Here is a 19,646-nt window from a genome sequence, read left to right on the forward strand (position 1 = left end):
CATTAATCACTTAAATTAAGACAACGTTGTTCAGTTACTGACTTCCACAGCCGGAAATCTGACGCATAATAGTTGTTCTACGTAGCTAACGGGCCACTACGGCCAGGGATGAAAAATGAAACATTTACGCGTAGCGGCCTGCATGCTGATGCTGGCACTGGTCGGGTGCGATAATAATAACGAAAAATCACCGACGGCTGCGAAACCTGACTCGCCAGCTCCCCAGACTGCGCCAGTAAAAGACAAGGCCCAATTACAAAAGCTGGTGCAACAGAGCCAGGGCAAGTCGCTGACGTTGCTGGATGCCTCAGAGGTCCAGCTCGACGGTGCGGCAACGCTCGTTTTGACCTTCTCCATTCCCCTCGATCCAGAACAAGATTTTTCCCGCGTCGTGCACGTTGTTGATAAAAAAAGCGGCAAAGTGGATGGTGCCTGGGAGCTGGCGCCAAATCTGAAAGAGCTGCGCTTACGCCATCTGGAACCTAACCGGGAACTGGTGGTGACCATTGAGCGTGATTTGCTGGCGCTGAATAAAGCGACGTTCGCTATTGATTATGAAAAAAACATTACCACCCGCGATGTACAGCCAAGCGTTGGGTTTGCCAGTCGCGGCTCGCTGTTGCCGGGAAAAGTAATTGAAGGCCTGCCGGTAATGGCCCTCAACGTTAACAGTGTGGATGTGAACTTCTTTCGCGTGAAGCCTGAATCGCTCGGCGCATTTGTCAGCCAGTGGGAATACCGCAATTCGTTGACGAACTGGGAATCTGACAATCTACTGAAAATGGCGGAACTGGTGTATACCGGACGCTTTGATCTCAATCCTGCGCGTAACACCCGTGAGAAGCTGCTGCTGCCGCTGAGCGATATCAAGCCGTTGCAGCAAGCAGGTGTTTACATCGCGGTGATGAATCAGGCTGGACAATACAACTACAGTAATGCCGCTACGCTGTTCACGCTCAGCGATATTGGTGTGTCTGCACACCGTTACCATAATCAACTGGATGTCTTTACGCAGAGTCTGGAAAACGGCGCTGCGCAGCAGGGTATTGAGGTCACGTTACTCAACGAAAAAGGACAGACGCTGGCGCAGGCTACCAGCGACGCGCAGGGTCATGTCAAACTGGAGACTGATAAAGACGCGGCTTTATTGCTGGCCCGCAAAGACGGGCAAACCACGCTGCTGGATTTGAAACTCCCGGCGTTGGATCTGGCTGAATTTGATATTGCCGGTGCACCGGGATACAGCAAACAATTCTTTATGTTTGGTCCCCGTGACCTCTATCGTCCTGGCGAAACGGTGATCCTCAACGGATTACTGCGTGACAGCGACGGCAACACGTTGCCCGACCAGCCGGTGAAGCTGGAGGTCGTGAAGCCCGATGGGCAAGTGTTACGTTCGGTGGTTAGCCAGCCGGAGAACGGTCTGTATCGCTTTAGCTGGCCGCTGGACACCAACGCGCCAACCGGTATGTGGCATATTCGTGCTAATACGGGCGACAACCAGTCACGGATGTGGGATTTCCACGTCGAAGATTTTATGCCTGAGCGGATGGCGCTCAATCTCTCCGCTAATAAGATTCCGGTGGCTCCGGCTGATGAAGTGAAGTTCTCGGTAGTGGGCTACTACCTGTACGGCGCGCCCGCTAACGGCAATGCTCTGCAAGGGCAGCTTTTCCTGCGCCCGCTGCGCGAAGCGGTGCAGGCATTGCCGGGGTTCCAGTTTGGTAATATTGCCGAAGAAAACCTGTCCCGCAGCCTCGATGAAGTTCAGCTTACGCTGGATGAACACGGTCGCGGCGAAGTGACCACCAACAGCCAATGGCAGGAGACGCATTCCCCGTTACAGGTGATCCTGCAAGCCAGCCTGCTGGAGTCAGGTGGCCGCCCGGTGACGCGTCGGGCTGAACAAGCCATCTGGCCTGCGGACACGCTGCCGGGTATTCGTCCGCAGTTTGCGGCAAAAGCCGTCTATGACTACCGCACTGATACCACTGTGAATCAGCCTATCGTTGATGAAAACAGCAACGCCGCTTTCGACATTGTTTATGCCGATGCGCAGGGCGAGAAAAAAGCGGTGTCCGGTTTGCAGGTGCGTTTGATCCGCGAGCGCCGGGATTATTACTGGAACTGGTCTGAAGGCGAGGGCTGGCAATCACAGTTCGATCAAAAGGATCTGGTTGAAGGTGAGCAGACTCTGGATCTTAAGGCCGATGAAACCGGTAAAGTCAGCTTCCCGGTTGAGTGGGGTGCCTATCGTCTGGAAGTGAAAGCCCCGAATGATGCGGTGAGCAGCGTACGCTTCTGGGCAGGTTATAGCTGGCAGGATAACAGCGACGGCAGTGGGGCCGTGCGTCCCGATCGCGTGACTCTGAAACTGGACAAACCCAGCTATCGTCCTGGCGATACCATGAAGCTGCACGTTGCCGCTCCCGCTGCTGGCAAAGGTTATGCGATGGTGGAATCCAGCGAAGGCCCGCTGTGGTGGCAAGAAATAGACGTACCGGCGGATGGTCTCGATATCTCCATCCCGATCGATAAAACCTGGAATCGCCACGATTTGTATCTCAGTGCGCTGGTGGTTCGTCCTGGCGACAAGTCCCGTTCGGCAACGCCAAAACGGGCGGTTGGTTTACTGCATTTGCCGTTAGGTGATGAAAACCGTCGTCTGGCGCTGGCGCTGGAAAACCCGGCGAAAATACGTCCAAACCAGTCGTTGACCGTCAAGATTAAAGCCAGCGTCAAAAATGGCGACGTACCAAAACAGGTTAACGTGCTGGTCTCTGCCGTTGATAGCGGGGTGTTGAACATTACCGATTACGCCACGCCAGATCCGTGGCAGGCATTTTTCGGACAAAAACGCTATGGCACGGATATTTATGATATTTACGGCCAGGTGATCGAAGGGCAAGGGCGGCTGGCGGCACTGCGCTTTGGTGGTGATGGCGATGAATTAAAGCGCGGCGGTAAGCCACCGGTTAATCACGTCAATATCGTGGCGCAACAGGCGCTGCCGGTCACGCTCAACGAGCAGGGCGAAGGTACGGTGACGCTACCGATTGGTGATTTCAACGGCGAGCTACGGGTAATGGCACAGGCCTGGACGGCGGATGACTTTGGCAGCAGTGAAAGCAAGGTGATTGTTGCCGCGCCGGTAATTGCTGAACTGAATATGCCGCGTTTTCTGGCGGGAGGCGATACCTCGCGACTGACGCTGGACGTGACTAACCTGACTGACAAACCGCAAACACTGAATATTAAGCTCGCGGCCAGCGGTTTACTGGAGCTGATGGGGCAAGATCCTGCTCCATTGAATCTGGCACCAGGCGTACGGACTACGTTGTTTATTCCGGTGCGTGCGCGGGAGGGGTTTGGCGATGGCGAAATTCAGGCAGAAATTAGCGGTCTGACTTTACCGGGTGAAACGCTGCCAGTTCAGCATAAACAGTGGAAGATTGGCGTGCGTCCGGCGTTCCCGGCGCAAACCGTTAATAACGGTGTCGCACTTCAGCCGGGCGCAACCTGGCAGCTTCCGGGCGAAGAACTGACCAACTTCTCCCCTGCAACGATGCAGGGGCAACTGCTGTTCAGCGGTAAGCCGCCGCTAAATCTGGCGCGTTATATCCGCGAACTGAAGGCTTACCCTTACGGCTGCCTGGAGCAAACGGCGAGCGGGTTGTTCCCATCCTTATACACCAACGCTGCGCAATTGAAGGCGTTAGGTATTGTGGGTGATAGCGATGAAAAACGCCGTGCTGCAGTCGATATTGGGATTTCTCGTTTAGTGCAGATGCAGCGTGATAACGGCGGTTTCGCGTTGTGGGATAAAAACGGGTCGGAAGAGTACTGGCTGACCGCGTATGTCATGGATTTCCTCGTTCGGGCAAATGAACAGGGCTACAGCGTCCCGGTAGAGGTCATTAACCGTGGCAACGAGCGGCTGCTGCGCTATTTGCAGGATCCCGGAATGTTGTCGATTCGCTATACCGACGACTCTTCAGCAAGCCGGTTTGCCGTACAAGCCTACGCCGCGTTGGTTCTGGCGCGTCAGCAAAAAGCCCCGCTTGGCGCACTGCGTGAGATCTGGGAGCGCCGTGCGCAAGCGGCCTCTGGTTTACCGCTGTTACAACTGGGAATCGCGCTGAAAAATATGGGCGATGCCAACCGCAGTGAACAGGCGTTGACGCTGGCGCTGAATACGCCGCGCCGCGATACACAACAGTGGATGGCGGATTACGGCAGTGCGTTACGGGATAACGCGTTGATGCTGGCCTTGCTCGAAGAGAACAAGCTCAAACCTGACGTGCAGAATACGCTGCTGAACACGTTGTCAGAACAGGCCTTTGGGCAGCGCTGGCTCTCGACTCAGGAAAATAATGCGTTGTTCCTTGCCGCGCGTACGTTACAGGACTTGGCAGGCACATGGCAGGCGCAAACGTCACTCTCGGAGCAACCGTTAGCCGGGGAGAAATCACAGACGCGTAATCTGGATGCCGATGCGCTGTCTACGCTGAGCGTCACCAATACCGGTAATCAACCGCTGTGGCTGCGTCTGGATGTGAGCGGTTATCCGCAAACCTCACCGACGCCTGCCAGCAACGTTCTGCATATTGAGCGTCAAATTCTGGGGCTCGACGGAAACAGCAAATCGCTGGATTCTCTGCGTAGCGGCGAGCTGGTACTGGTCTGGCTGGAGGTGAAAGCCAGCCAGAACGTGCCGGATGCGCTGGTGGTCGATTTACTGCCAGCAGGACTGGAACTGGAAAACCAGAATCTGGCCAACGGCAGCGCCAGCCTGCAGGATAGCGGTAGCGAAGTGGCGAATCTGCTTAATCAGATGCAGCAGGCAGATATCCAGCACGTTGAGTTCCGTGACGATCGCTTTGTCGCTGCGGTGGCGGTCAATGAAGGACAACCGGTTACGCTGGTGTATCTGGCGCGAGCGGTAACGCCGGGGACCTACCAGGTTCCCGTCCCACAGGTGGAATCAATGTATGTTCCGCAGTGGCGCGCGACCGGTGCGACAGAGGGACTTTTGATTGTCAGACCGTAAATGATGCGCCGGTTGGGTAAACGCGGCTGCTGGCTCTGGCTGGCAGCCGTTGCGCTATTGATTGTGTCGGCAGTTTGGGCGGCAGATAAAATCTGGCCGCTGCCCTTGCGCGAAGTCGATCCGGCACGGGTCGTGGTGGCACATGATGGTACGCCACTCTGGCGCTTTGCCGATGCCGAAGGTATCTGGCGGTATCCGGTAACGATTGATGAGGTGTCGCCCCGCTACCTTGAGGCGTTAATTAACTATGAAGACCGCTGGTTCTGGAAGCATCCCGGCGTCAATCCGTTTTCAGTACTGCGCGCAGCATGGCAGGACCTCTCCTCTGGGCGTGTGGTTTCGGGCGGCAGTACGCTCACCATGCAGGTCGCACGATTACTCGATCCCCATCCGCGAACCTTCGGCGGCAAGTTTCGCCAGCTCTGGCGCGCATTGCAGCTGGAATGGCATCTCTCCAAACGCGATATCCTGACACTGTATCTCAACCGTGCGCCGTTTGGCGGTACGCTGCAGGGCGTCGGGGCGGCAAGCTGGGCCTATCTTGGTAAATCACCCGCGCATTTGAGTTACTCCGATGCCGCGCTGCTGGCTGTTTTACCACAGGCACCAAGTCGCCTGCGTCCAGATCGCTGGCCGGACCGTGCCCAAGCAGCGCGTAATAAAGTGCTCGAGCGTATGGCGAGCCAGGGTATTTGGCCTGCCAGACAGGTACAGGAGTCACGTGAAGAACCGGTCTGGCTGGCGCCCCGGCAAATGCCGCAGTTAGCGCCGTTATTCTCACGCATGATGCTGGGAAAAAGCCGGAGCGATAAAATCGTGACTACCCTTGATGCCGGATTGCAGCGTCAACTGGAAGAGCTGGCGCAGAACTGGAAGGGGCGCTTACCTGCACGCAGTTCGCTGGCAATGATTGTGGTCGATCACACCGATATGAGCGTGCGTGGTTGGGTGGGGTCGGTAGATATGAATGACGACTCCCGCTTTGGTCATGTGGATATGGTGAATGCGATCCGTTCGCCAGGCTCGGTGCTGAAGCCGTTTGTTTACGGTCTGGCGCTGGATGACGGACTCATTCATCCTGCTTCGTTGTTGCAGGATGTGCCGCGGCGAACCGGGGACTATCGACCAGGGAATTTTGACAGCGGTTTTCATGGCCCGGTGAGCATGAGCGAAGCGCTGGTAAGGTCGTTGAATTTACCCGCCGTGCAGGTACTTGAAGCCTATGGTCCGAAGCGCTTTGCCGCATCGTTACGTAATGTCGGCTTACCGCTGTATCTGCCCGCAGGGGCCGCGCCGAATCTGTCGCTGATTTTAGGTGGTGCGGGGGCAAGGCTGGAAGATATGGCCGCAGCGTACAGCGCCTTTGCCCGCCAGGGAAAAGCGGGAAAACTGCGTCTGCAGCCGGGCGACCCACTGCTTGAACGTCCGTTGATGTCGGCGGGTGCGGCGTGGATTATTCGCCGCATTATGGCCGATGAAGCGCAACCATTGCCGGATAACGCGCTGAGCAGAGTGGTTCCGCTGGCGTGGAAAACGGGCACCAGCTATGGCTATCGCGATGCCTGGGCGATTGGCGTTAACGCCCGTTATGTGATCGGTATCTGGACTGGCAGACCAGACGGAACGCCGGTGGTGGGCCAGTTTGGATTTGCCAGCGCCGTGCCGCTGCTCACTCAGGTCAACAATCTTTTGCTCTCTCGCGGGACCAATCAGCCGGAAGATCCACGTCCTGATTCCGTGCGTCGCGGCGTGGTGTGCTGGCCGGGTGGGCAATCCCTTGCCCCCGGAGACAGCAACTGCCGTCGCCGTCTGGCAACCTGGTTACTGGATGGCAGTCAGCCACCAACGTTATTATTGCCCGAGCAGGAAGGGGTTAATGGCATTCGTTTTCCTGTCTGGCTGGATGATGAAGGCAAACGTGTGGCGGCGGATTGCCCGCAGGCGCACGAGCAAACGTTAATCGTCTGGCCGTTGCCGCTGGAGCCATGGCTACCGGAATCAGAACGCCGTGGGGCGAGATTACCGCCAGTTTCTGCCACGTGTCCGCCGCTGGGGCAAGACGCTTTGCAGCCATTGCAGTTGACAGGCATTCGTGATGGCGCGATTGTGAAGCGTTTACCCGGTTCTGCTCAAGCCTCATTGCCGGTGCAAACCAGTGGTGGGAGCGGTGAACGCTGGTGGTTTCTTAACGGTGAAAGGCTGGAAGAACGTGGACGTCGTCTTACGCTACGGCTGGCGACCAAAGGGGATTATCAACTGCTGGTGATGGATGACGCTGGTCAGGTAGCGACGGTGAGATTTTCGATGCAGTAGATCAGTTGGTGACTGTTTGTTGCTAAAATTCATCTTATTTTAAAGAAATGTTACCTTCATCAATAGTCAATTGCCGGGATGCTCTTTATAATCCGCGCCAGGTCGTACATCTATATAGACAACAACAGAACACTTTACAGAGGTTATCATGGCTATTGAACGTACTTTTTCCATCATCAAACCAAACGCGGTGGCAAAAAACGTTATTGGGAGCATCTTTGCGCGCTTTGAAGCAGCAGGGTTCAAAATTGTCGGCACTAAAATGCTGCACCTGACCGTTGAGCAGGCACGTGGCTTCTATGCTGAGCACGATGGCAAACCGTTCTTTGACGGTCTGGTTGAATTTATGACCTCCGGTCCGATCGTTGTTTCTGTTCTGGAAAGCGAAAATGCCGTACAGCGTCATCGCGATCTGCTGGGCGCAACCAACCCGGCGAATGCGCTGGCCGGTACTCTGCGTGCAGACTATGCTGACAGCTTCACCGAGAACGGTACTCACGGTTCCGACTCCGTTGAGTCAGCGGCGCGCGAAATCGCCTATTTCTTTGGTGAGGGTGAGGTTTGCCCGCGCACTCGCTAATCTCCTGCGTCTTTCACGTCGCAGATGCGTTGGCAGCGTTCGTTTACCCCGATCACATAGTTTTCTATGCTCCCGGGGATGCTCGAACTTGCCGCCTTCCTGCGACGCGAAATCCTTTGGAGATGAATTAGCGATTTACATATTATTTTCGCTAATGCTTCGTGCAAACGTGGCATCCCTGCGCCAGACTTTGTACAATGCAACGCCCCGGAAGAGCAGATCGCTTGCCGGGGCGTTTCTTTTTAACCCTCCACGGGCCACAACGTGTAACAACGAGGCCGGAAAAAATTATGTCTGAATTAGTTAACACCTCTGAAGTCGTCATTCCTGCGGTTCCAAATAAAAATGGAAAAATTAACCTGCTGGATCTGAACCGTCAGCAAATGCGCGAATTCTTCAAAGAGATGGGCGAAAAACCGTTTCGTGCCGATCAGGTCATGAAGTGGATGTACCACTATTGCAGCGACAACTTTGATGACATGACTGACATCAACAAGGTGCTGCGTAACAAGCTGAAAGAAGTGGCTGAAATTCGCGCCCCGGAAGTGGTGGAAGAGCAGCGTTCTTCTGACGGTACGATCAAATGGGCTATCGCGGTTGGCGATCAGCGCGTTGAAACGGTGTATATCCCGGAAGACGATCGTGCGACCCTGTGTGTTTCTTCACAGGTCGGGTGCGCATTAGAGTGTAAATTCTGCTCTACGGCGCAACAGGGCTTTAACCGTAACCTGCGGGTATCGGAGATCATTGGTCAGGTCTGGCGCGCGGCGAAGATCGTCGGTGCGGTAAAGGCTACGGGCGTGCGTCCTATTACCAACGTGGTGATGATGGGGATGGGTGAGCCGCTGCTCAACCTGACCAACGTAGTTCCGGCGATGGAAATCATGCTTGATGACTTCGGTTTTGGGCTGTCCAAGCGTCGCGTCACGCTATCCACCTCAGGCGTTGTCCCTGCGCTGGATAAGTTGGGTGATATGATTGACGTCGCGCTGGCGATTTCTCTGCATGCGCCGAACGATGAAATTCGTGACGAAATTGTACCTATCAACAAAAAGTACAATATCGAAACATTCCTTGGCGCGGTTCGTCGTTATCTGGAGAAGTCCAACGCTAACCAGGGTCGTGTAACCATTGAGTATGTGATGTTAGATCACATCAATGATGGCACTGAACACGCGCATCAGCTGGCAGAACTGCTGAAAGATACGCCGTGTAAGATCAACCTGATCCCGTGGAACCCGTTCCCGGGCGCGCCGTATGGCCGTAGTTCTAACAGCCGTATCGATCGTTTCTCCAAAGTGTTGATGAGCTATGGTTTCACTACCATCGTGCGTAAAACACGTGGTGATGACATCGATGCAGCCTGCGGTCAGCTGGCGGGCGATGTTATCGACCGTACCAAGCGTACTCTGCGTAAGCGTATGCAGGGCGACGCTATCGAGATTAAGACCGTTTGATGTTGGCGCACTACGGTATAATTCCTGTACCGTAGTGCAACGTAAGCCATATGAGGTTTTTTGTTGTCGTCGTCAGGTCAATAATAACGGTGCGTTTTTGTCGACTTTAAGGCAGTATGTAACGGCGTAACAAGTGTTTAGCCCTCAGGTTTACGCCGTTTTGTCATTGATAGTCTGACCGTTTTATACTGTCTGACGAAGGTTAACTGACCAGATGTTTCGCGGTGTGGGTGAGCATTGTGGCTCGCCGGCATCAGAACCCAAATTTACGCAGCTGTAGCGAATGAATACTGAAGCCACGCACGACAAAAATGAAACACTATCCACCGGCGTTCGTCTGCGCAATGCCCGTGAACAACTCGGATTCAGCCAGCAGGCAGTCGCGGAGCGACTTTGCCTGAAGGTCTCCACGGTACGCGATATTGAAGAGGATAAGGCGCCAGCCGATCTTGCTTCAACATTCCTGCGCGGGTATATCCGTTCTTATGCGCGTCTGGTGCATATTCCTGAAGAAGAACTGTTGCCAGGGCTGGAAAAACAGGCTCCGATTCGACCAGCTAAGGTCGCACCGATGCAGAGCTTCTCGCTCGGTAAGCGTCGTAAGAAACGTGACGGCTGGTTAATGACCTTTACCTGGCTTGTGCTGTTTGTCGTTGTCGGACTGACAGGCGCCTGGTGGTGGCAGAACCATAAAGCGCAGCAGGAAGAGATCACCACCATGGCCGATCAATCCTCTGCTGAGCTGAATGCCGGTAAAGAGGGTGCGCAGAACGTACCGTTAGATACCAGCGCAGCAGCAGGGCAGGATACCCCTCCGGCGGCTCCTGACGATGGTGCGGTAGCGGACGCAGCGTCAACGCCAGACGTTGCTGCGACCCCGGCACCCGCCGCTGATGCGCAACAGAACGCCGTTGTTGCCCCTTCTCAGGCTAACGTCGATACCGCAACCGCAGCGCCAGCTACAGCGGCTCCTCTGCCGACCGATCAGGCAGGTGTGACTACACCTGTAGCCGATCCTAACGCGCTGGTGATGAACTTTACCGCCGATTGCTGGCTGGAAGTAACCGATGCGACCGGTAAAAAACTGTTCAGCGGGATGCAGCGTAAAGACGGCAATCTAAACCTGACCGGTCAAGCGCCGTACAAACTGAAAATTGGCGCCCCGGCGGCAGTGCAGATTCAGTTCCAGGGTAAACCTGTCGATCTGAGTCGTTTTATCAGAACTAACCAGGTTGCACGTCTGACCGTTAATGCCGAACAATCACCGGCTCAGTAACAGACGGCAATGCGGGAGATTTTTTAATGCATAACCAGGCTCCAATTCAACGTAGAAAATCGACACGCATTTACGTTGGGAACGTGCCGATCGGCGATGGTGCGCCCATCGCCGTACAGTCTATGACTAACACGCGTACCACGGATGTGGAAGCGACGGTTAATCAGATTAAAGCGCTGGAACGCGTAGGCGCAGACATTGTTCGTGTCTCCGTACCGACAATGGATGCCGCAGAAGCGTTCAAGCTTATCAAACAGCAGGTTAACGTCCCGCTGGTTGCCGATATTCACTTCGACTATCGTATCGCACTGAAGGTGGCGGAATACGGTGTTGATTGCCTGCGTATTAACCCAGGTAATATCGGTAGTGAAGAGCGTATTCGCATGGTGGTGGATTGCGCTCGTGATAAAAATATTCCAATCCGTATCGGCGTCAACGCCGGATCGCTGGAAAAAGATCTGCAGGAAAAATACGGTGAACCGACGCCGCAGGCGCTGCTGGAATCCGCTATGCGCCACGTGGATCACCTTGATCGTCTGAACTTCGATCAATTCAAAGTCAGCGTTAAAGCATCTGACGTTTTCCTCGCCGTAGAATCCTATCGCCTGCTGGCGAAACAGATCGATCAACCGCTGCATCTGGGGATCACCGAAGCCGGTGGTTTGCGTAGTGGTTCGGTGAAGTCCGCGATCGGCCTTGGCCTGCTGTTATCTGAAGGGATCGGCGATACGCTGCGTGTTTCTCTGGCAGCCGATCCGGTGGAAGAGATCAAAGTGGGTTTTGATATCCTGAAATCGCTGCGCATTCGCGCGCGCGGGATCAACTTCATCGCTTGCCCAACCTGTTCGCGTCAGGAGTTTGACGTTATTGGTACGGTTAACGCGCTGGAGCAACGCCTGGAAGATATCATTACGCCAATGGACGTTTCGATCATCGGCTGCGTGGTAAACGGTCCTGGTGAAGCGCTGGTTTCTACGCTGGGCGTGACGGGCGGTAACAAGAAAAGTGGCCTGTATGAAGACGGCGTGCGTAAGGACAGACTCGATAACGACGACATGATTACGCAGCTTGAAGCCCGCATCCGCGCTAAAGCGAGTATTCTGGACGAAGCGCGTCGTATCGACGTGCAGCAGCTTGAAAAATAACAACGTGATGGGAAGCGGCGTGCTTCCCGTGTATGATTGAACCCGCATGGCGCCCGCATTGTTCGGGTTAGCGCTGAGGGTTCATTTTTATATTCATAAAGAGAATAAACGTGGCAAAAAACATTCAAGCCATTCGCGGCATGAACGATTATCTGCCTGGCGAAACCGCCATCTGGCAGCGCATTGAAGGCACTCTCAAAAACGTGCTCGGTAGCTACGGTTACAGTGAAATCCGCTTGCCGATTGTAGAGCAGACCCCGTTATTCAAACGCGCGATCGGTGAAGTCACCGACGTGGTTGAAAAAGAGATGTATACCTTTGAGGACCGTAATGGCGACAGCCTGACGTTGCGTCCTGAAGGGACTGCGGGCTGCGTACGCGCCGGCATCGAACATGGTCTCCTGTACAATCAGGAACAGCGTCTGTGGTATATCGGGCCGATGTTCCGCCACGAACGTCCGCAGAAAGGACGCTATCGTCAATTCCATCAGCTGGGTGTCGAAGTATTTGGCCTGCAAGGCCCGGACATCGATGCGGAGCTGATTATGCTGACCGCTCGTTGGTGGCGCGCGCTGGGTATTTCTCAGCATGTTAGCCTTGAGCTGAACTCAATCGGTTCGCTTGAAGCCCGCGCTAACTACCGTGATGCGTTGGTCGCCTACCTGGAACTGCACAAAGAGAAACTGGACGAAGACTGCAAGCGTCGTATGTACACCAATCCGCTGCGCGTTCTCGACTCCAAAAACCCGGAAGTACAGGCGCTGCTTAACGACGCACCTGCACTGGGCGACTATCTTGATGACGACTCTCGCGAGCACTTCGCGGGCTTGTGCAAACTGCTGGAATCCGCAGGCATTGCCTACACCGTCAATCAGCGTCTGGTTCGTGGTCTTGATTACTACAACCGCACCGTATTTGAGTGGGTCACCAGCAGCCTGGGCTCTCAGGGCACCGTGTGTGCCGGTGGTCGTTACGACGGTCTGGTAGAGCAACTTGGCGGTCGTGCAACGCCAGCCGTGGGCTTTGCTATGGGGCTGGAACGACTTGTTTTGTTAGTTCAGGCAGTTAATCCGGAATTTAACGCAGATCCTGTTGTCGATATATACCTGGTTGCTTCAGGGGCGGACACGCAGTCGGCGGCAATGACGCTTGCAGAACGTCTGCGCGATGAAGTTCCTGGTGTGAAACTGATGACAAACCACGGTGGCGGCAACTTTAAGAAACAGTTTGCCCGTGCCGATAAGTGGGGCGCCCGCGTTGCACTGGTACTGGGCGAGTCCGAAGTGGCTGACGGTACTGTTGTAGTGAAGGATTTGCGCTCTGGTGAGCAAACGGCAGTAGCGCAGGATAGCGTTGCCGCGCATTTGCGCACTTTACTGGGCTAAGGAGAAGGACAGCGTGGAAATTTACGAGAACGAACACGACCAGGTTGATGCGGTAAAACGCTTCTTTGCTGAAAACGGCAAGGCGCTGGCTGTTGGGATCATTTTAGGGGTTGGCGCGCTGGTTGGTTGGCGTTACTGGACCAGCCATCAGACGGAGTCCGCACGCTCTGCTTCTCTGGCATATCAAAATACGGTGACTGCGGTTAGCGCGGGTAAACCGGACAGCATTCCTGCCGCTGAGAAATTTGCTGCAGAGAATAAAAATACCTACGGCGCGCTAGCTTCACTGGAACTTGCGCAGCAGTTTGTTGACCAAAATGAACTTGAGAAAGCCGCAAGTCAGCTGCAACAGGGCTTGGCTGCGACCAGCGATGAAAATCTCAAAGCGGTGATTAACCTGCGTCTGGCTCGTGTTCAGGTTCAGCTTAAACAGGCTGATACCGCGCTGAAAACACTCGACACCATTAAAGGTGAAGGGTGGACGGCCATTGTTGCCGATCTGCGCGGTGAAGCGTTGCTGAGCAAAGGCGACAAACAAGGTGCGCGTAGCGCATGGGAAGCGGGTGTGAAAAGCGATGCCTCTCCTGCTCTGAGCGAAATGATGCAGATGAAAATCAATAATTTGTCCATCTGAGAGGGACCCTATGCAATTGCGTAAATTACTTCTGCCAGGGCTGCTTTCCGTTACCCTATTGAGCGGCTGTTCACTGTTTAGTGGCGAAGAAGATGTCGTTAAGATGTCCCCATTACCGGTGGTTGAAAACCAGTTTACTCCGTCTACGGAATGGAGCACCTCTGTAGGCAACGGTATTGGTGATTTCTATTCCAATCTTCATCCTGCGCTGGCGGATAACGTTGTCTATGCAGCCGATCGCGCTGGTGTAGTGAAAGCATTGAACGCAGGCGACGGTAAAGAAGTCTGGTCTGTGAATCTGGGTGAGAAAGACGGCTGGTTCTCCCGTGCATCTGCACAGCTTTCTGGCGGTGTAACCGTGTCCGGCGGACATGTTTACATTGGCAGCGAAAAAGCACAGGTTTATGCGTTGAATACCAGCGACGGTACCACCGCATGGCAGACGAAAGTCGCCGGTGAAGCGCTGTCTCGTCCTGTTGTGAGCGATGGCGTAGTACTGATCCACACCAGCAACGGCCAGTTGCAGGCATTAAACGAAGCTGATGGCGCCATCAAATGGACCGTTAACCTCGACATGCCTTCCCTGTCTCTGCGTGGTGAATCCGCTCCGGCAACCGCCTTTGGCGCAGCTATTGTCGGCGGTGATAACGGTCGCGTGAGCGCCGTGCTGATGCAGCAAGGCCAGATGATTTGGCAGCAGCGAATCTCTCAGGCGACAGGCCCAACGGAAATCGATCGTCTGAGCGACGTTGATACCACGCCGGTTATCGTCAATGGCGTTGTTTACGCGCTGGCTTATAATGGTAACCTGACGGCGCTGGATCTGCGCAGTGGTCAAATTATGTGGAAACGCGAACTGGGCTCGGTGAATGATTTCATCGTCGACGGTAACCGTATCTACCTGGTTGACCAGAATGACCGCGTACTGGCGCTGACCACCGATGGCGGCGTGACGCTGTGGACGCAAAGCGATCTGCTGCACCGTCTGCTGACGTCCCCGGTATTGTATAATGGCAATCTGGTCGTCGGTGATAGCGAAGGCTACCTGCACTGGATTAACGTTGACGATGGTCGTTTTGTTGCCCAGCAGAAAGTCGACAGCTCAGGTTTCCTGACCGAGCCGGTCTCTGCTGATGGTAAACTGCTGATCCAGGCGAAAGACGGTACGCTGTACTCTATTACGCGTTAATCGTCCCGGCCGCTCGCTTTGAAAAACGGCTCCTGGTGCAGGGGCCGTTTTACTGTTTTTAACAACGGGGCAAAAAATGTGCCCGTTGTCTGATGATTTTTTAAATGAGGCTTTAAACATGGTACCTGTGGTCGCGCTTGTCGGGCGCCCTAACGTTGGCAAATCCACGTTATTTAACCGTCTAACTCGCACCCGAGATGCGCTGGTTGCGGATTTCCCGGGTCTGACTCGTGACCGTAAGTACGGTCGTGCGGAAATTGAAGGCCGTGAGTTTATCTGTATTGATACCGGCGGTATTGATGGCACCGAAGACGGTGTTGAAACCCGTATGGCGGAACAGTCGCTGTTGGCTATCGAAGAAGCAGACGTTGTGCTGTTCATGGTGGATGCGCGTGCTGGCCTGATGCCTGCGGATGAAGCTATTGCTAAACATCTGCGTTCGCGCCAGAAACCGACTTTCCTGGTCGCCAACAAAACTGACGGACTCGATCCTGACCAGGCGGTTGTTGATTTCTACTCATTGGGTCTGGGTGAAATTTATCCGATCGCGGCGTCCCATGGTCGTGGTGTTCTCAGCCTGCTGGAGCATGTTCTGCTACCGTGGATGGATGACGTTGCTCCTCAGGAAGAAGTGGATGAAGACGCAGAATACTGGGCGCAGCTTGAAGCCAAAGAAAACGGCGAAGAAGAGCCTGAGGACGATTTCAACCCGCAGGATTTGCCGATTAAACTGGCAATCGTCGGCCGTCCGAACGTAGGTAAGTCCACGCTTACTAACCGTATTCTCGGCGAAGACCGCGTAGTGGTTTACGACATGCCGGGAACCACGCGTGACAGTATTTATATTCCGATGCAGCGCGATGAACGCGAATATGTGCTCATCGATACCGCGGGCGTGCGTAAGCGCGGCAAAATTACCGAAGCGGTAGAAAAATTCTCAGTAATCAAAACGCTGCAGGCAATTGAAGATGCCAACGTGGTGATGCTGGTGATTGACGCGCGTGAAGGGATTTCCGATCAGGACCTGTCGCTGCTGGGCTTTATCCTCAATAGTGGGCGCTCACTTGTTATCGTAGTCAACAAGTGGGATGGCCTGACGCAGGAAGTAAAAGAGCAGGTCAAAGAGACGCTGGACTTCCGTCTGGGCTTTATTGATTTTGCGCGCGTACACTTTATCTCAGCTCTGCACGGTAGCGGCGTGGGTAACCTGTTTGAATCGGTCCGTGAAGCATACGATAGCTCTACACGTCGCGTGAGCACCGCGATGCTGACGCGCATCATGACCATGGCAGTAGAAGATCATCAGCCGCCGCTGGTGCGTGGTCGTCGTGTGAAGCTGAAATATGCCCACGCTGGTGGTTATAACCCGCCAATCGTGGTGATTCACGGCAACCAGGTCAAAGACCTGCCGGATTCCTACAAGCGCTATCTGATGAACTATTTCCGCAAGTCTTTGGACGTGATGGGGACGCCGATCCGTATTCAGTTCAAAGAAGGGGAGAACCCGTTTGCGAACAAACGTAATACATTAACGCCGACTCAGATGCGTAAGCGTAAGCGTCTGATTAAGCACATTAAAAAAAGCAAGTAACTGTTGCTGATGCAGATAAAAACCCGCGCTTGTCGCGGGTTTTTTTTCGTCTGCCCATTGCTGATCTCCCCCTGTGTAAAGTCAATCACTATTCGTTTTTTGCCAAGTTTAAATCTAAGAAAGTAGACATTTGTCGAGTTTTCATCTTAAAGTCCGGGGGCTGGTACTAGACAAAACTAGCCTTAGGTTATCAAATGGTTAAATAACTTTTCGCCGCATGTAAAAAATCGGTCAGATACGTAACTGGCTGGCGTACATCGCGGTGTTTACACGCACGACGACATAACTTTCGGGAGAATTATGCAATCCTCTGTTAATCAAAAAGAAAGCCGAACTTTCTTCGGTCATCCTTACCCGCTCGGCTCGCTGTTCTTCACAGAGATGTGGGAGCGCTTCTCGTTTTACGGCATTCGCCCGTTACTGATCCTGTTTATGGCTGCTACCGTTTATGACGGCGGCATGGGGCTGGCGCGTGAAAATGCCTCGGCGATTGTGGGTATCTTTGCCGGTACGATGTATCTCGCCGCGTTGCCTGGTGGCTGGCTGGCGGATAACTGGCTCGGCCAACAGAAAGCGGTGTGGTACGGTTCCATTTTGATTGCGCTCGGTCACTTGTCGATCGCGCTCTCGGCCATTATGGGGAACAACCTGTTCTTTATCGGCCTGATGTTTATCGTGCTCGGTTCTGGTCTGTTTAAAACCTGTATCTCAGTGATGGTTGGCACGCTGTATAAAAAAGGCGATGCGCGTCGCGACGGCGGCTTCTCGCTGTTCTATATGGGCATCAATATGGGATCGTTTATAGCGCCGCTGATCTCCGGCTGGCTGATTAAATCCCACGGTTGGCACTGGGGCTTTGGCATCGGTGGTATCGGGATGCTGGTGGCATTGATCATCTTCCGCGTGTTTGCCGTTCCATCGATGAAACGTTATGACAGCGAAGTGGGTCTGGACTCAACCTGGAACAGCCCGGTAGTGAAACGTAATGGCGTGGGCGCGTGGCTGCTGGCGCTGGCCGTCGGCGTAGCTGTTATCGTTACGCTGATTGCGCAGGGCGTGATTGTGATAAATCCGGTCGCGGTTGCCAGTATGCTGGTGTATGTGATTGCCGCCTCCGTCGCGCTCTATTTTATCTACCTGTTTGTCTTTGCTGGTCTGAACCGCAAAGAGCGCGCCAGACTGCTGGTCTGCTTTATCCTGCTGGTTTCCGCCGCGTTCTTCTGGTCTGCGTTTGAGCAGAAGCCAACCTCATTCAACCTGTTCGCTAATGACTACACTAACCGTATGATCGGCGATTTTGAAATCCCGGCGGTCTGGTTCCAGTCGATAAACGCACTGTTTATCATTCTGCTGGCACCGGTATTCAGCTGGGCGTGGCCGAAACTGGCGAGCATGAATATTCGCCCGAGCAGCATCACCAAGTTCGTTATCGGTATTCTCTGTGCCGCTGCAGGCTTTGGTCTGATGATGCTGGCAGCGCAAAACGTTCTCAGTAACGGTGGCGCAGGCGTCTCCCCATTCTGGCTGGTGGGCAGTATCCTGATGCTGACGCTTGGTGAGTTGTGCCTGAGCCCGATCGGTCTGGCGACCATGACGCTGCTGGCTCCGGAAAGAATGCGCGGGCAGATGATGGGCCTGTGGTTCTGCGCCAGTGCGCTGGGTAACCTGGCCGCAGGTCTGATTGGTGGTCATGTTAAGGCCGACCAACTGGATATGCTGCCGGATCTCTTCGCTCGCTGCTCGATTGCGTTGCTTATCTGCGCTGCGGTACTGATCGTCCTCATTGTGCCGATCCGTCGCATGCTGGAGAATACGCAAACTAAACCGGCTACTAGCGCCTGATAACACCTCGATTGTGCCGGGGCAGACGTGATGTCCCGGCCAATTCATTTACGAGGTGAGAACATGCTGTTAGGGTTTGTTGGGCTTGGCGCAGTCGTTGAAACGGCATACTTGCCCGCATTGCGTAAACTTTACGGTGATTCCCTGTGCTGTGTGGGATTTGACGTGCAACCCGCAAAACAGCCCGCTGGTGTGACACGCTGTGCATCGCTCGCTGAACTTCTTGCAACACCGCTTGATACCCTGTTTATCACCACCGCTTCTCTGCATCATCTCGATGTGCTTGAACAGGCGCTGGCCGCTCCCATCGCACGAATCGTGGTTGAAAAACCGATTGTTGCCACGCTTTCCCAAATTAAAAAACTGAAAACGCTGCTGGAGCAACCCGACGCTGCCGACCGTTTGCTGGCGCTCGACCACTGGATGGCGCGCAATGGCGCAATGCAGCTGGCATTGGGAAAACTCGGTGCGCAGTGGCAGGGCGATAACCCACAACAGGCACTTGTCTCTCACTTTTCAGACGTTGTTAAAATCGACGGTTTTTTGCAGGAGCCGAGCGGATTTAACGCTACAGGAGAGCCGATCGCGCTCAACTTTGCCACCGGTGAGCCAGATACGCGTGAGCTTCGCCACCCGGACGGTGTGATTCTGGACATTGGCACACACGTACTGGCCATGCTGCGTGAAACAGTGCGTTACCTGGGTGGTAATGACAGCATGACCCTGCAGGTGAAGAGCGCTAAAGACCGTCGGGGACGTAACATCATCCAGGGTGACCTGACCACGGCTGAAGGAGAGGCGCATCTGCAAGGACTGATTAGCGGTGTACCGTTGGATATCTGGCTGAATAAATACGCGGGGCCTGCTGGCGGACAAAAAGGTCTGCGCCTTTATCTGCGTGATGGGCGTATCATCAGCTACGACCGACGGGGTGCCGACGATGTGCTCGAATTGATTGACGGTGATGTTGTGCAACGCTGGTGTCTGCCTGGTACGATTTATGCCCATTGTCTGGCGGAACATATTCTGGGGACGCAAAGTCTGTTTGAACGCAGCCCGCAGGAGGTGAGCCGCACGACGCAGCGCAGGCTGGATGAGGTAGAACGATTACTGATCCTACAGCAACAGTTGCGTGGTTCACACTAAGCGTATCATGGTAAAATTAGCGCAGAATTGAACGCCAT

At 54.4% G+C, this 19,646-nt stretch carries 12 protein-coding genes; all 12 read left to right on the forward strand.

The window, feature by feature from the left end; translation table 11 throughout:
• Positions 1–115: 115 nt before the first annotated feature.
• The 12 genes from SK35_RS06620 (at position 116) to SK35_RS06675 (ending at position 19,608) form a co-directional block, all read left to right on the forward strand.
• The gene (locus SK35_RS06620) at positions 116–5,050 is read left to right on the forward strand and encodes an alpha-2-macroglobulin family protein (RefSeq protein ID WP_048215783.1); all 4,935 of its coding nucleotides are present in this window, start codon (positions 116–118) and stop codon (positions 5,048–5,050) included.
• Complete coding sequence (pbpC, locus tag SK35_RS06625; protein WP_048215784.1) at positions 5,051–7,363, forward strand: peptidoglycan glycosyltransferase PbpC; 2,313 nt, start codon at positions 5,051–5,053, stop codon at positions 7,361–7,363.
• A 148-nt stretch (positions 7,364–7,511) separates the two neighbouring features.
• A complete protein-coding gene (gene ndk, locus SK35_RS06630; RefSeq protein WP_003037710.1) occupies positions 7,512–7,943 on the forward strand; it encodes a nucleoside-diphosphate kinase in 432 nt (143 codons plus the stop codon).
• 290 nt (positions 7,944–8,233) lie between these two features.
• The gene (locus SK35_RS06635; RefSeq protein ID WP_008785455.1) at positions 8,234–9,400 is read left to right on the forward strand and encodes a bifunctional tRNA (adenosine(37)-C2)-methyltransferase TrmG/ribosomal RNA large subunit methyltransferase RlmN; all 1,167 of its coding nucleotides are present in this window, start codon (positions 8,234–8,236) and stop codon (positions 9,398–9,400) included.
• 283 nt (positions 9,401–9,683) lie between these two features.
• Positions 9,684–10,676, forward strand: a complete 993-nt coding sequence (rodZ, locus tag SK35_RS06640) for a cytoskeleton protein RodZ (protein WP_048215785.1) — start codon at positions 9,684–9,686, stop codon at positions 10,674–10,676.
• Positions 10,677–10,702: 26 nt separating this feature from the next.
• On the forward strand, positions 10,703–11,821 hold the full coding sequence (ispG, locus tag SK35_RS06645; RefSeq protein ID WP_003037720.1) for a flavodoxin-dependent (E)-4-hydroxy-3-methylbut-2-enyl-diphosphate synthase: 1,119 nt from the start codon (positions 10,703–10,705) through the stop codon (positions 11,819–11,821).
• A gap of 110 nt (positions 11,822–11,931) precedes the next feature.
• Entirely contained in the window at positions 11,932–13,206 is a 1,275-nt protein-coding gene (hisS, locus tag SK35_RS06650; RefSeq protein WP_003835173.1) for a histidine--tRNA ligase, read from the forward strand.
• Positions 13,207–13,219: 13 nt separating this feature from the next.
• The gene (locus SK35_RS06655) at positions 13,220–13,840 is read left to right on the forward strand and encodes a YfgM family protein (protein ID WP_003835172.1); all 621 of its coding nucleotides are present in this window, start codon (positions 13,220–13,222) and stop codon (positions 13,838–13,840) included.
• Positions 13,841–13,850: 10 nt separating this feature from the next.
• Positions 13,851–15,029, forward strand: a complete 1,179-nt coding sequence (gene bamB / locus SK35_RS06660) for an outer membrane protein assembly factor BamB (protein ID WP_008785453.1) — start codon at positions 13,851–13,853, stop codon at positions 15,027–15,029.
• Positions 15,030–15,147: 118 nt separating this feature from the next.
• Positions 15,148–16,620: a ribosome biogenesis GTPase Der gene (der, locus tag SK35_RS06665; RefSeq protein ID WP_003835168.1), complete on the forward strand. Its 1,473-nt coding sequence runs from the start codon at positions 15,148–15,150 to the stop codon at positions 16,618–16,620.
• Between the two features lie 300 nt (positions 16,621–16,920).
• On the forward strand, positions 16,921–18,462 hold the full coding sequence (locus tag SK35_RS06670) for a peptide MFS transporter (RefSeq protein ID WP_003835166.1): 1,542 nt from the start codon (positions 16,921–16,923) through the stop codon (positions 18,460–18,462).
• A gap of 63 nt (positions 18,463–18,525) precedes the next feature.
• Positions 18,526–19,608 carry a Gfo/Idh/MocA family oxidoreductase gene (locus SK35_RS06675; RefSeq protein ID WP_048215786.1) on the forward strand — a complete coding sequence of 361 codons (1,083 nt, stop codon included), beginning with the start codon at positions 18,526–18,528 and terminating at the stop codon, positions 19,606–19,608.
• Positions 19,609–19,646: the final 38 nt, after the last annotated feature.

It is taken from the genome of Citrobacter sp. MGH105 (assembly GCF_001037485.2).
Taxonomy (GTDB): Bacteria; Pseudomonadota; Gammaproteobacteria; order Enterobacterales; family Enterobacteriaceae; genus Citrobacter; species Citrobacter portucalensis.

What these genes read in the sequence shown, in the direction of transcription:
- SK35_RS06620 (WP_048215783.1), top strand. Translation starts at nt 116, where the DNA reads ATGAAACATTTACGCGTAGCGGCCTGCATGCTGATGCTGGCACTGGTC.
- pbpC (WP_048215784.1), top strand. Translation starts at nt 5,051, where the DNA reads ATGATGCGCCGGTTGGGTAAACGCGGCTGCTGGCTCTGGCTGGCAGCC.
- ndk (WP_003037710.1), top strand. Translation starts at nt 7,512, where the DNA reads ATGGCTATTGAACGTACTTTTTCCATCATCAAACCAAACGCGGTGGCA.
- SK35_RS06635 (WP_008785455.1), top strand. Translation starts at nt 8,234, where the DNA reads ATGTCTGAATTAGTTAACACCTCTGAAGTCGTCATTCCTGCGGTTCCA.
- rodZ (WP_048215785.1), top strand. Translation starts at nt 9,684, where the DNA reads ATGAATACTGAAGCCACGCACGACAAAAATGAAACACTATCCACCGGC.
- ispG (WP_003037720.1), top strand. Translation starts at nt 10,703, where the DNA reads ATGCATAACCAGGCTCCAATTCAACGTAGAAAATCGACACGCATTTAC.
- bamB (WP_008785453.1), top strand. Translation starts at nt 13,851, where the DNA reads ATGCAATTGCGTAAATTACTTCTGCCAGGGCTGCTTTCCGTTACCCTA.
- der (WP_003835168.1), top strand. Translation starts at nt 15,148, where the DNA reads ATGGTACCTGTGGTCGCGCTTGTCGGGCGCCCTAACGTTGGCAAATCC.
- SK35_RS06670 (WP_003835166.1), top strand. Translation starts at nt 16,921, where the DNA reads ATGCAATCCTCTGTTAATCAAAAAGAAAGCCGAACTTTCTTCGGTCAT.
- SK35_RS06675 (WP_048215786.1), top strand. Translation starts at nt 18,526, where the DNA reads ATGCTGTTAGGGTTTGTTGGGCTTGGCGCAGTCGTTGAAACGGCATAC.